Annotated in this window: 10 protein-coding genes and 2 tRNA genes; 3 read left to right on the forward strand and 9 right to left on the reverse strand. The window is 34.7% G+C overall.

Annotated features, from left to right (window positions below; genetic code table 11):
• Positions 1-18: 18 nt before the first annotated feature.
• The 6 genes from Q7I96_11445 to Q7I96_11470 all read right to left on the reverse strand — a co-directional run bounded on the left by Q7I96_11445 (position 19) and on the right by Q7I96_11470 (position 8244).
• On the reverse strand, positions 19-2400 hold the full coding sequence (locus Q7I96_11445; protein MDO9628217.1) for a DEAD/DEAH box helicase: 2382 nt from the start codon (positions 2398-2400) through the stop codon (positions 19-21).
• A 165-nt stretch (positions 2401-2565) separates the two neighbouring features.
• Complete coding sequence (locus tag Q7I96_11450) at positions 2566-3753, reverse strand: aconitase X catalytic domain-containing protein (GenBank protein MDO9628218.1); 1188 nt, start codon at positions 3751-3753, stop codon at positions 2566-2568.
• Between the two features lie 253 nt (positions 3754-4006).
• Positions 4007-5338, reverse strand: coding sequence for a DHH family phosphoesterase (locus Q7I96_11455; protein ID MDO9628219.1), 1332 nt, complete (start codon positions 5336-5338; stop codon positions 4007-4009).
• Entirely contained in the window at positions 5328-5729 is a 402-nt protein-coding gene (locus Q7I96_11460) for a 30S ribosomal protein S15 (protein ID MDO9628220.1), read from the reverse strand. Before Q7I96_11460 ends, Q7I96_11455 begins: the two co-directional genes overlap by 11 nt.
• A gap of 212 nt (positions 5730-5941) precedes the next feature.
• Positions 5942-6496: an XTP/dITP diphosphatase gene (locus tag Q7I96_11465; protein ID MDO9628221.1), complete on the reverse strand. Its 555-nt coding sequence runs from the start codon at positions 6494-6496 to the stop codon at positions 5942-5944.
• Positions 6497-6612: 116 nt separating this feature from the next.
• The gene (locus tag Q7I96_11470) at positions 6613-8244 is read right to left on the reverse strand and encodes a bifunctional N(6)-L-threonylcarbamoyladenine synthase/serine/threonine protein kinase (protein ID MDO9628222.1); all 1632 of its coding nucleotides are present in this window, start codon (positions 8242-8244) and stop codon (positions 6613-6615) included.
• Positions 8245-8546: 302 nt separating this feature from the next.
• On the opposite strand from Q7I96_11470, the gene Q7I96_11475 reads away from it, so the two are divergent.
• The gene (locus tag Q7I96_11475; protein MDO9628223.1) at positions 8547-9617 is read left to right on the forward strand and encodes a TIGR00303 family protein; all 1071 of its coding nucleotides are present in this window, start codon (positions 8547-8549) and stop codon (positions 9615-9617) included.
• 317 nt (positions 9618-9934) lie between these two features.
• Here Q7I96_11475 and uppP read toward each other — a convergent pair whose 3' ends face one another.
• On the reverse strand, positions 9935-10777 hold the full coding sequence (gene uppP, locus Q7I96_11480) for an undecaprenyl-diphosphatase UppP (protein MDO9628224.1): 843 nt from the start codon (positions 10775-10777) through the stop codon (positions 9935-9937).
• 258 nt (positions 10778-11035) lie between these two features.
• Positions 11036-11959, reverse strand: a complete 924-nt coding sequence (locus Q7I96_11485) for a branched-chain amino acid transaminase (protein ID MDO9628225.1) — start codon at positions 11957-11959, stop codon at positions 11036-11038.
• 320 nt (positions 11960-12279) lie between these two features.
• Here Q7I96_11485 and Q7I96_11490 point away from each other — a divergent pair.
• Positions 12280-12351: transfer RNA gene (locus Q7I96_11490), tRNA-Val, on the forward strand.
• Positions 12352-12459: 108 nt separating this feature from the next.
• A tRNA-Val gene (locus tag Q7I96_11495) sits at positions 12460-12531 on the forward strand.
• 120 nt (positions 12532-12651) lie between these two features.
• Here the strand turns inward: Q7I96_11495 and Q7I96_11500 are convergent.
• Positions 12652-13461 carry a restriction endonuclease gene (locus tag Q7I96_11500; GenBank protein ID MDO9628226.1) on the reverse strand — a complete coding sequence of 270 codons (810 nt, stop codon included), beginning with the start codon at positions 13459-13461 and terminating at the stop codon, positions 12652-12654.
• Between the last annotated feature and the right edge of the window lie 424 nt (positions 13462-13885).

The following is a 13885-nucleotide window of genomic DNA, read 5'->3' on the forward strand; positions in this document are numbered from 1 at the left end:
ATGAATCAATACTTTAATCTAATCAATGAGTTTCTTTTCTTCAGTAACTTTGATTCTTTTTAGCTCTCCCTCAACAACTTTTTTAATGGTTTTTGCAATTTTTTTCCCAATCCCATCTACTTTCTGAAGATCATCTTCCGTGGCATTGATTATTTTTTTTATAGAGCCAAATTCTTCAAGAAGTTTACGGGCATTAACTGGCCCTACATTAGGTAAGGATTCCACAATAAAAAGTTGTTGTTCTAAAAATGTTAATGGTTTTTTTTCTGTTCGTACTTGAACTGGTGGTCTGTTTTGGCCCTGTTCCCTAATAGCAATACGCCTTATCATAGCAGCAGTATCATCCGAAGAACGAGTGGGAATTATTGGTATTCCAAAATCAACAGCTATAGCTGATAAAGCTCCCCGAATAGCATTGGGATTCATAAATCCAGAATAAAGGTTATCCCCTTCTAATATGAGTACAGGCTTTTTAAATTCTTCCACCATCTCTTTGGCCTGTTTATATAATCTTTTATCTGCAATAGAACTTATAAAATCGGAGGCAGTTTTTCTCTCTATTCCTACCTCATCTGTTATTTGATAATCTGCCACAGCCATAGTTTTAATTTCAATATCCACACCTAATTTTGTCAATTCTCTTAAAACACGTGAATTTCCTTCTCTAGAATCAGCATATATTAACGGTTTAAGAGATTGAGTGGATTTTAAAGGTATTTTAGGAGGAAGATCTTCAATATTTCCATCATTTCCATTATTATCTAAGGCTTCAGTTTTTTCTAGTTCTAAATTTGTGATCTTAGAATTATTTTTAGTATTATCATTTTCGTCAGTTTGCAATGAACTCAATGAAGCAGAATTTCCATGGAAAGGTTTTATTTTTAGATTGCTTAAAGCTGAAGCATCTCCTAATTGTTCCTTCATTTTTTTCTCTTTATGAATACTTGACCAGTAATATCCTTCGTCCCTAGTCCCTTTGGTAATAAGAACTTTCATTTTACCAGTATTTTTCCTTCCAGTACGTCCCCTTCGTTGTATCATTCTAATTTCTGAAGGAACAGGTTCATAAAGCACCACTAGATCTACTGCAGGTATGTCAATACCTTCTTCGGCCACACTGGTTGATAGTAAAACATCATAGGTGCCTATTCTAAAAGATTTAATGATTTTTTTTTGCTCTTTTTGAGTGAGACCCTTCTCACCATTACTTTTTCCCTGTCCAAAGAATTTAACAGCATTAATATTTTCTTTTTCGCAACATTGGTAAATCTGTTCTAGTGTATCACGATATTGGGTAAATACAATTACCTTTGATTTATTTTTTAGTTCCTTTTGAAGAATTTTTATAAGTTTATTTAATTTAGGATGTTCTACTCCCATTTCATATGCTTTTTTGGTGAGAATCATGGCCGGAGCAAAATCTGCATCCACAATTAATCCTTTGGCAGCTTTAGTATTCTTTTTCCCCAGCCTGATGAAATAATGCTGTAAGGTACTAATTCCCTGGGTTTCCAAAAGTTCTAGCGCATGTTGCACATTTATGGAGGCAGCAATCAATGAAATGGCCCGGAAACACTCTTTGGGTGGAGTAGTACTACGAGCAATACGGTTTTGAACTTTTCCACGGGCCATTAATAGATCTTTTTTGCCGACTGAAATGGTAGGCAGTACTTCCATACTCTTGAGTAATTTTAAACGCTGTTTAAGAGCTTTATTTAAATGTTCTTTTATCCTTTTTTGCTCTTCTCCCATTTCCACACTTACCCATTCCACTTCAATGGGGTTGAAATAAGGAGATACATCAGGATCTTCTTCATTTTTAATAATTACTTCCTGAATGAAGAGATTTTCACAAACACATTTTATTTTATCTTTATCAGAACCCGGAGACGCGGTTAAACCTAAAATCAAGGGATTTTGTGCATCAGGTAAATAGCGAGAGGCCAAGTATACATATGCATATGATCCCACACCCCGATGGCACTCGTCAAATACCATTAAAGAAACATCTTTTAAGGAGTATCGATTATTAATAAGGTCGGATTCTACTGTTTGTGGTGTTGCACAGATTATTTGAGATTCATCCCATCTTTTCGTCCTTTCTTCGGGTTTTATGGCTCCTGTAATGGATGTGGAGCTAACAGTTAAGAACTCCCGGAAGCTTTCCTCATGCTGGACTACCAGTGGTTTACTAGGTGCCACTACCAGTACTTTGGAGTTAGGGATCTTTTCCAGCCTATCCGCGGCCACTAAAGCGGCCACAATAGTTTTCCCTAGGGCTGTGGGGGCCACTATCATAGTATTCCCTTTTTTTAAAACATCTGCAGCCAGTAACTGCTGATAAAGACGGGCCTCAACCTTGTTAGGATGGACAAGGAAATGGCTGATATACTTTTCCATGATTTTGTATATTAAAAAGGAAACATATAAAAAATGTGTTTTTGAAAATTAGAATTCGCCCAAAAGATAAAATTTTGGAAATTTTTTTAAAGAATTTAAAGTTAATTTATAAGAAATAGTTTATAAGTAATGAATTAATTGGAAAATGTTTTTAATAGAAATGAACTACTTTTCAACAATCAAATTCTTGAAATCATCAAATACTACCTCTAAGCCACACATACTGGGCACATAATTAGCTGCTTTTGCTGAATCAACTCCAATTACTTCAAATCCAAGCTCTTCTATGGGAGAAACTACCATACAAGTGTCACAGACCAGTTTACCTCCTGCATTCTCAATCATTTTGGTATAACCCATTCTCTCAGCTGCAGCCTTCATATTAATAGATGTACATAACCAGAGTTTATTTTTCAATTTTTTACCATGTAAAGTCTCTGCTATATCTCTTATCTCGTCCAAAGAGGCGTGCGGACACCCTAAACATATTAAATCGGCTTTTTCGCTGCTGGTGGAAAGTTTTTCCCGAACTTCTTGTATTTCTTCACGACCAACGGTTATATTATCATTAGCGTCTTCAAGAGCAGCATTTTGATATTCTGGAGTAATATTTTCTATATGGTACAAAGCTACTGCTCCTGAAGATGCCAAAGCAGCACCCATTCCTTTAAGATTATCAACTAAGGGCCTATTGCTCATTTTAAAGTAAGGTATTCCATCACCTACTTTTTGACCTACTAAATATCCTAAAGCACCGTAATCTGCTCCCTTAAGTTCACACTGCACATCTACTATCAAGTTGGTCTTACGATTTTCTTCCAGATGATAACCATAAGCAGGTGTTTTTCCACATATGGCTGCGGCCAGGGCTCCAGGCCCTCCTTCCCGATTGGTTTTAGCTCCTAGAACAGAATTTCCATAGGCCACGGCCGATGATTCTGACCAGGCGATATGTGATCCCTGCAGAGGCACGTTTCCAATAAGGTATGGTGTACAAGTACAGGTAGTCATAACATCCATTTTTCCATAGGCTTCCACGATTCTCTTCTGTCTGGTGGTGAATTCAGGTGAAAATCCTAACTCTTCCCATTGATCAAGGTCTACTCCAGCAGGATTCAATGTGGATGGGATTTTGGTACGGGCCTGAGGATCTTGGGCCAGATCTTCTAGATACTCTAGCCCAGCATCACCAATAGTTTTGTAGGAAACCCCTGAAACCTGGGCCGAGGTGATATTCACCAGTTTTTCAGCTTCATATATGTCGCCTAGGGCCACTAGAATTTCCATACTTTTTCTAATGGTTTCTCCATACTCTCCCTGGCACATTTTTTCTTCTTTTTTGGTAAGGTGCATTTTAATCCCTTTTTAAATAATTATATAATTTATAATTTTTTTATTAGATATCATAATTCATATTAGAATTGAATTTATTATAATAATTAATTTCTTTATTCAACTAAATAAATTATTTTTTAATATAGCAATTTTAAATTCATCGGATTTTTAGATTAAATGGTTAAAGAAACCATAAATCAGCAAAATCATTAAGAAATTAAATTCAAACAGAATTAATTAAAAAAATAAAAAATATTCAAAATGGATTTATTCACTGTGCCAGCTGATAACCAACTATTTCATCAACTAGATTCAAAAAATTATCCATTTCCTTGAAAGAAACCATAGCTCCTGCCGCTATGTCGTGTCCGCCTCCAGTACCACCAAAGCTACTAGAAGCATCTTTTAAGGCCTGTCCAAGGTCTACACCTTTTTCTACCATGGGACGAGTAGTTCTACTAGATACTTTGACCAAGTTATCCATTCGGGAGAATGCCAGAATTGGTAGCTCAGGGTCTAAAGTTTCCATTGATAGTGCTATACTGGCAATGGTTCCCATAACACTTTTTCGAGCTTTTTCTTCAGCGTAAAGATATTGGATGTTCTCCATTACATTGGAGCCTTCTCTCTTTATCCAGCTCAATCCATTAACTAGATTTTGCCGGTATTTTCGCTGTAGATCAAGGGCTACATCCAGTGCATCGCTCTTTTCACCCAGACAAATTCCCAAACCAAGACCATACTTCTTGTTTTTTCCACAAGCATCTAAAATCCTCGAATAATCCTCAATGTCTCTTAAAGTTGGTTTTTCTTTAGGATTACTATAGACATCAGAGAAAATTTCAGGATTGATACGCAATAATTCATCTTTAAGGATATCTCGCTCTTCAGGGCCTAAATCAGAAAATTTAACTCCATAAGAAACTCCCAGTTTTTCTAAAAATGCCATGGACGCTTCTAAATCTCCGGATAATCCGGGAAGAATTGGACTGAAACTATAAGCTAGAGCTTTGTAAAGTGGTTCTTCATTTTTAGAAGCAATTTTTAAATCTTTATGCATTTCTACAGAACCATATTCTAATCCTTCATCCAGTATGAACTTATTAATACCTAAAAAACCATCATAGTACTGCATGTCACCAAAAGCACCGGCTAAGGCCATGGGGGCCAGGGATTGTTTTTCCATTCCTCGAACAGTTAAATAAGTAACTCCAGAAGCACTAACTTCTTTACTACCATCTACTCCGAATAAGTGGGGGTTAACATGGGTTATATTTTCTTTAGTTTCAAATTCCATGGGCTGGTGATGGTCGGCAATGATTATATCTCCTTTTATCCGAGAAATTGAATCTAAATAGGCACTACCCATATCACAAAAAAAGAAAAGCTGGTATCGTTCCTTGGTCAGTTTTTGAATAAAACTGTCCCTTAAACGGGGAACGATACTAATGTGGTACTGGCCATCTTCTTGGGATATGGCATTGGCTGCCACTCCCGCGGCAGATATGCCGTCTGCATCATTGTGGGATATGATCCTAATAATGCTTCCTTTTTCCAGATGCTCTTTGAGGACCTGGCAGGCTTCATCACCTTTATTTAACAAGGAGTGCTGCTTTTTGTGGGTCATATCTCCATCCTTCTGGCATTACGCCTTCTCGGACATAGTACCTTCCAAGACGTCGGATTTGGGATTCAATAATCTGTAATCCACGTTTGGTGTGCAAATCTTTATGGTTTTCTTGTAAGTGGTCCCTTATGTTAACTGCTTTTCTAATGAGGTTCATTATGTCTTCTGGATATTCTGGCTTTTGGCCGTGTTTTTCCAAAATTTGAGTAATTTTATCACCGGTGACTAATTTAACATTAGGGATACCGTATTGGTCTCTTAAGATGATACCAATTTTACTGGTGGAGTTTCCTTCTTTAGTCAGTTTTAATATTAATTCTTCAATTTCTTCATTGGAGTATTCTACCCAATCAGGTTTATTTGCCATTTAATCATACCTCTATTATTTATTTTTAAAAATATTTGTCGATTTTATTCTTTTTCGACTAGAATTTAATTAAAATTACTAAAATTATAATATTCGATCAATGACTGTCTTTTGATATATTATTTGATTCGAGTGAATTAAATCAATTTTGAGAAATTATATATCTAAATTAGATTACTTTTTAATACTCAAATACATCAAATAACTATTTCTTATTTCTGAGACTTGTACCATATAGCAAACTGCTCTAATGATCTTCTACGATGAGAAAACTCATTTTTTTCGAGAGTAGTAAGTTCACCAAAGGTCTTTCGTTTCTCTTCTGAATAGAACAGTGGATCGAAAGCAAAACCGTAATTTCCTTTCTCTTTTGTAGAAATATGTCCTTTAACCGCACCTAAAAAAATCTCGGGCTCGGCATTGGGGGCACTGTACCCAACCACCGACCTGAACTCGGCATATCGGTCTTTAACATTTTCCATTAGCTTTAAAATACCAGAATTTCCAATTGTATCCTGCACATGGGCAGAATATGGTCCTGGAAACCATTTCAAAGATTTTATGAACAGTCCCGCATCTTCAACAATAACGGGTTCTCCCAGACGATTGGCAACATGTTGTGCGCCGTACCGGGCCACTTCCTCCAGGGTTCCCTGAAGTTCTGGATAGCCCAGGTCAACATGTTTTAGTTGTATGCCAAACTTCTCGAATATTTTTTCTGCTTCTTCTACTTTGTGTTGGTTACCAGTTATAAATGTTACCTTCATTTTATACACTTCATTATCGAAATTTTAATTTTATTATTTGAAATAATTTTACCCAATTTCATTTTTTTATTTCTTTTCATTTCTTTATTCATTCTTGGGTTATTAAAAGTATAATTTTAAATATAACGGCCCCGGGCATGTATTTCACTTATTTTACCCCTAATTTTATCATTTCCTGAAAATTCTTCATAGCCCTCCAAGATACACTGGAAACATACCTCTGCAATCTGGTAGTGTATGCTCTGCAGGGCCTTTTTAAGAACTAAAAGATCTACACCTTTGTCTTCTGCTAGGTCTGATGATTTTCCAAGGCCAAAATCTATGAAAAAAATTTCATCATCTTTTAAAATAAGATTTGATGTGGTTAAATCTCCATGAATTATCCCACCTTCGTGAAGTCGTGCTATGTTTTCTCCCAATTTTTTACATATATTTTCCCGAGATTTTTCACTTACCTTACTTAAAACGTCTTTAATTTGAGGCCCATTAATTTTTTCCATTACCAGTGAAGCATTTTCTAGATCTATGTCCCAAAGGACTGGGGTTCTCACACCATAACGCTTGGCCTGGGACAGCAAACGGGCTTCTTTTTTGGTTCTGGATATTCGAAGGCGCTGGTCTATTTCGCTTATGCGGTAACCTTTAGGAACTCTTTTCTTTACAACTACGTCTTCCCCTAACCACTGGCCATCGTAAATATTGGCCTCCGCCCCTTTGGCCCTTAATTCATCAGGAAGTTTTAAAAAGTGTTCGGTACTCTTCATCCAAGGTACATCCACTTGATCTGTCCGATAGCGCTGAATGACGGTGGTTTTTCCTATAGGATGACCACCACTTTCTGCGTAAACCTTTTGACCCATCCAGGCAATCATGGCCCCATTATCCCCACAATATTCTACTGGAGGCATAAAAAACCCAGCATAATGTTCTTCGGCCATTCGTGACAGCATATCTCTTAAACGGGTATTGGCTGCCACTCCCCCACACAACATAACCTCTTTTTTCTGGGTATGAGCTAATGCTCTTTCAGTTACTTCCACCATCATGGAAAAAGCAGTTTCTTGCAAACTGTAACACAGATCTTCCATGGAAACTCTCTTTTCATACTTCCTTTGAGAAGCTGTTAAAAGACCTGAAAATGAAAGATCCATTCCTTTAACGGCATACGGGAGTTTTAAATAATTTCGAGATTTTCGGGCCAGTTTTTCTACAACAGGACCTCCGGGATGGCCTAAATCTACTTCTCTGCTGAATTGGTCCAGCATATTTCCCACGGCAATGTCCAGGGTTTCTCCAAATACTCGGTAACGACCTCCCTCAAAGGCAATGACTTGAGTGTTACCACCACTAGCATATAATGAAACCGGATCTTTTGCCCCAGTAGTTAGCCGGCCAATTTCTACGTGTCCCAAGCAGTGGTTTACTCCTACAATTGGTATTTTGAGAGATAATGCTAAAGTTCTAGCAGCGGTGGCTACAGTACGCAGCGCAGGACCTAATCCTGGGCCACGAGAAAAAGCAATTAGATTTATATCTTCTAAATCTAGATTTGAATCTTCCAGTGCTTTTTTAATTAGAATTGGTATCCATTGGGTGTGATGTTCTGCTGCTTCTCGAGGATGGATTCCTCCTGATTCTGGAATTAGGGGTTTACCAACAGAGGCTAAAATTTGACCTTCTTTATCAACTAAACCTACTCCAGTTTTTTCAGCTGTACCCTCGATTCCTAAACAAATAAAATTTGACATTAAGTTTCCTCGTGATTAGAATATTTTTTTATTAATTATTTGTATGCTTTAATTTAATTTTTAAATATTTAAAAATCTTAATATAAAATTTTTTTTTATATAAAAGTTTTTTTTTACAGTTGAAATGTACCTCTATTTATATTATTATTTATTACCTGGGGAAAGGTTTTAAACGTTTGTAAACTTAATTTTAAATTCTTTGAAGGTTTATTTAATATAATATCATTAAATATTTAGTGCATTTTTTTAAACAATAATATACTAGTTAATACTAATTCTATTGTATAATTATAGGTGAAATAATGTGTGATGGTTTGAATATTTATGGTTCAACAGAATTTTTAGGTAAGGTAGTGGAGAAGAAATCTCTATTTGTTTGCACGATAGCTACCACGGCCACTTCAAAAATCCCTGGAATTACTGGGGCGGGTGTCAGCCCGGAATTAACGGAATATACTCCGGCAGCAGATGTAGAATTAATTATCCATGATAAACCTTTATGTCTGGATGAAATTCCTCAGACGATTGTAGAAGGGGGTGCCGCCCCCACACCAGCAGTTATTACCAAGGCAGCACTCCAAATAGCAGATATACCATTTTTAGTGGCCGATGCTGGTTCAGCAATAAAACCGTCGGTTCCTTATGTAAAACTGGGTGATTCAGCTGGAGAAGATATACGTACCGGAAAGGCTGTAGAAAACCCTCAAAAAATATTTGAAAATGGGAAAATTCTAGGAAAAACACTTTCAAAGCTCACGGAGCACTTAATAATTGGTGAAAGCACTCCTGCTGGAACAACCACGGCTTTGGGAGTTTTGACTGCCCTGGGATATGATGCTAGCTTTAAAGTTAGCGGGAGCATGAGTGAAAACCCTCATGATTTGAAAAAAGATGTAGTTAGGGAAGGAATGGCCTCGGCAGGAATTCCTTGGGGTGAATCAGTTTCAGATCCATTCAAGGCAGTGGAAGCCGTAGGAGACCCTATGATTCCTGCAGTAGCAGGATTAGCAATGGGGAGTGAAGTACCAGTTACTTTGGCTGGAGGAACCCAGATGACTGCCGTATGTGCTTTAATTAAGGCTTTGGAGCCTGATTTTGATTTTTCTAATTTATGCATTGCCACTACAGTTTTCGTAGTCGAAGATGAGACTTCTAATATCCATCACATCATAGAACAAATTGGAGAAGTTTCCTTGTATGCTGCTGATCCATTTTTCCATGAATCTCATAATGAAGGCCTTCGAAGATACTTATCTGGGTCTGTTAAGGAAGGGGTAGGTGCTGGTGGAGCTATAATGGCAGCACTTCTGCAAGGTGTTGATATTCAGGATATAAGGAAAGAAACAGAAGAATTATGTCAAAAAATCTTTTAATTAAATTTAAAAAAGATTTAAATGATCCTAAAAAGCACGAAGCTGTTAAAATTGGATTTAGACTTTTTAACACCCAGAAAAATAATTTTTTTAGTTTTTTCCTGTCTTTGGGATTTCCAGTTAAATCACCAAAATTTTATTTTTTTACTCTACTTTTTGATGAAGGACTAGATCAATAATAATTGAAAATTTGATAGTAGCAAATGATAGCCTATTTAGTTATAACTTATAACAATATTTTTTTCAATTTCTTTATGTTATACAATTTAAAAATAAAAAAGACTTTAATTATATTTAAAAAATTAAAAAAGAAAGAATTAGATGTGGAAATATAAAGATAATGCCACAGCTATAATTCCTACAATCCAACAGTAATATGCAAATATAAGCAGACTTCTTTCTTTAATTAATTTTAGCATGAATTTAATGGCCAAATATCCACTAATAGCTGCTGCTAAAAATCCAGCAACTAGGGCAGCAGTACTCATGTCTAAACTAGTTATATCTTTGGCTTGTACTAGTGCTGCACCAAGAATAGCAGGTATAGATAAAAGAAAACTGTATCTAGCTGCTAATTCTCTTTCAAATCCTAAAAATAGTCCTGCAGATATGGTAGCTCCTGAACGTGATATTCCTGGGGCAATGGCAAAGGCCTGGGCAATACCCACAATTAATGAATTTTTAATGGTTAATTTTTTTAATGGTTTTCTATCTTCTGGCCTAATCCGTTGGCTAAATCTCTCAGATCCCCAGAGTAAGAAACCAGTAATTATTAAAAATATTCCTACTGCCAGGATACTACTAAATAAACTCTCAAAGTTGCTTTTGAATAGAATTCCCAATATACCTGCAGGTATGGTACCAATTATTACCAGCCAGGCCAGTTTCTTATATTGATCTTCCTGGAAGTTCTTTTTGAACTGTCCCCGGGGAATGTCTGCCAAACTGGAGAAAAATGATTTTATCATATTTATGATATCATTCCAGAAATAAGCAAAGATCGCTACCAAGGTTCCTATATGTAGCAAAGTATCAAATGCTAGACTGGATTGCACACCCATGATTTCGGGCAAAAATACCAGGTGAGCAGAGCTGCTTATGGGGAGAAATTCTGTCAAACCCTGCACTATTCCTATAATTATTGCTTGTATAATGTCCATTTAATCACCTTAATTATCTTTTATTTTTTAAAATATTTCCTTAAAATTGATTTGAAATCAAATAGTTAATTCTTATCAAAAAATATTATTTAAATATGTTGTTTTTCTTAAAATAACCACTTTCAACTTAATGACTTCTACTATATAATAAATTTTATAAAATAAATTAATTATAACTTATAACTTTTTACTTATAAGTTATAACTTATACTTGAATATTTTTAAATACAATTCTGTTTTGATTTATTGGTAGATTAACTATTCTAAATAAGTTAACCAGCCAAATTCATCATTTACTTCTCCTTTGAGTATTTTGAAGAAGTTTTTTTGTAATTTTTCTGTAATAAGTCCTCTTTTCCCATTTCCAATAGTTATTTTATCCACAGAACGAATAGGGGTTACTTCAGCAGCAGTTCCAGTTAAAAATATTTCATCGGCCAGGTATAACATTTCTCTTGGAATTTGTTCTTCTCTAACATTTAAATCCATGGATTTAGCTAATTTTATAATGGAATCTCTGGTGATTCCTTTTAAAACTGATGAAGACATGGAGGGCGTGTAAATAATATCATCTTTGATTATGAATATGTTTTCACCACTTCCTTCACTGACCATTCCCTGATAATCAAGCATAATTCCTTCATCATAACCATTTTCCAAGGCTTCCATTTTAACCAGCTGAGAGTTCATGTAATTTGCCCCGGCCTTAGCCATATTCGGCAAAGTGTCAGGAGCCATCCTTCTCCAGGTAGAAACTCCAACATCTACTCCCAATTCTAGAGCTTCTTGACCTAAATAGCTTCCCCACTCCCAAGCAGCAATTACAACTTCTAAAGGATTTTTTAAAGGGTTTACTCCTAATTCTCCGTAACCTCTAAACACTACTGGCCTTATATAACATTCTTCTAATTGGTTGGTTTCTATGGTCTCCAGAATGGCCTTACAAATTTCTTCTTGAGAAAATGGAATTTCCATTCTATAGATTTTCCCAGAATCAAACAATCTTTCCACATGTTCTTCCAAACGGAAAACGGCGGAACCTTTTTCATTACGGTAGCATCTTATTCCCTCAAAAACACTGGATCCATAATGAACAACATGGGATAGAACATGCATTTTAGCATCACCCCAATCAACCAATTCGCCATTAAACCAAATTTTTCCTGATTCATCCCATGCCATGATTATACCTCGTAAGATTTAGATAATTTTTTTAATAGTTCCTATTTAATTTTAAATAATTTTATTTTTTTTTAGAAATATAAAATAAATTAATGTAAATTTAATTATAAATTAATTAGTTGGTACCACTTTTTAAATATATCAAAAATAATCCCTGATTGAATATTAATGAAAAACTAAAATATTAATTTACTCTGATTTAATATCATTATTTGGACGGTTTTGTCACTTTTTGCTATTTTTTTACTATTTATCTAATTTCTATGGAATTTTATTGGAAAAGTTTATATAGGCAGCCAGTCAAAATGAGATGTACTCGAGGGCCGGTGGTCTAGGGGTATGATACCTCGCTTACAACGAGGTGATCACGAGTTCGAATCTCGTCCGGCCCATTTAATATCTGATAATGACTTTTTTTCTTAATTACTTTTAAATAATAAGCTATATGGTTAATAAATCCTTGGAATATCAATTAAATTTTCAAAAATAATTAAATAAAAGGGTCCGTGGTCTAGGGGTATGATACCTCGCTCACACCGAGGTGATCGCGAGTTCGAATCTCGTCGGACCCATTTCATATTTCTATTCTTATTTTAAGATAAAAGAAATCTATAATATTAAATTTTTTATTATTAATTCTAATTAATAAAATTCTAAAATAAATAATAATTATATTTTTTAAATAATTTTAATTAGAAAATAATCATCAATATTGAAACTAACAATGAAATAAAGAACACTGTAGTCCCTTTAATCAACATAACTGTACTTCTCTCTTCTAAAACATAGACTAGGCCATAAGCAAGTATTGCAGAAAGTAAAAATTTTAAAATTCCCAGTACAGCTTTACTTGGATTGGAAAAAGCATCTATTAAGCTGGTAATCATGAAAGATAATCCAATAACAATTAAAATCAATACAATGGTGTTACTAAATACTCCTTTAAGTGCCGGGGCCCACGATGATTTTATACGATCTCTTTTTCTATTTAAAGAGCCTTTTTTATCCTGATGGAAAATAGAATTCTTCGATGAACGTCCAGAAGGAGTATAAGAAACTTCTGCACCAGAATCCTCAGAATCATCTGAACTATATTCTTCATATTCTCTATAATCTTCATTTGCTGAATCCATTAAGTCCGGGGTCTTTTTGGAGAATTTTTGAGCAAGATTGAGCAACATTTCTCGGTCAATTAACTTAATATTCCTTCTAGCGGCGTAATTAATAGATTGGGAACTGTAACCAGAAGTTGTAACAATAACGACTTTAGATGCTTTTAATGTTTTAGCAACCATTTCCATTTCTTTTAAAACATCTAAACCTACTTTCCACTTTTCGTCATAGTTCTTACAGGCAACCACTACGCCTATTTCTCCCAGAACTGTGGGCAGAATTCCGTAAATGTCTATCAGGTGTTTAGAGGTTTTAAAATCTTTATAAACCTTAAAACCTGATTCTTCCATTATTTTTGCCATGAATTCGACTAGTCTACTCTTCTCCAATTTTCCCACCTTCTGGAGTATGAAGATTATAGCCCCAAAATAGATTATAATCTAGTAATCCTTAATAATATTATCAATAGGCTATAATTAATATTTGCTTTTTATGATTATCAAATAAATTTTCCTTTAAACTCATACTGTGAAAATTTGAGAACTATTTTTACACAGAACTCAATTAAATATCTTTAATTTAATATCAAACTTTATTTCTAAATTTATTCATGATACAATTTTCATTATGAGTTAATTAAACCATTTATTAAATTATTATTGATTAAAATCCTATTTAATACTTGCCCAATTATTTTAATTTCTTTTTAAGTAAGTTAGTTCATTTTTTTACTAATTTTTATTTATTTTAAGATATTTTTCTATAAAAAAATAATTTCAAAAACTATTATTAGATCCAATAATAAAAATCACT

It is taken from the genome of Methanobacteriaceae archaeon, from assembly GCA_030656015.1.
In the GTDB taxonomy this organism is placed as follows: Archaea; Methanobacteriota; Methanobacteria; order Methanobacteriales; family Methanobacteriaceae; genus UBA349.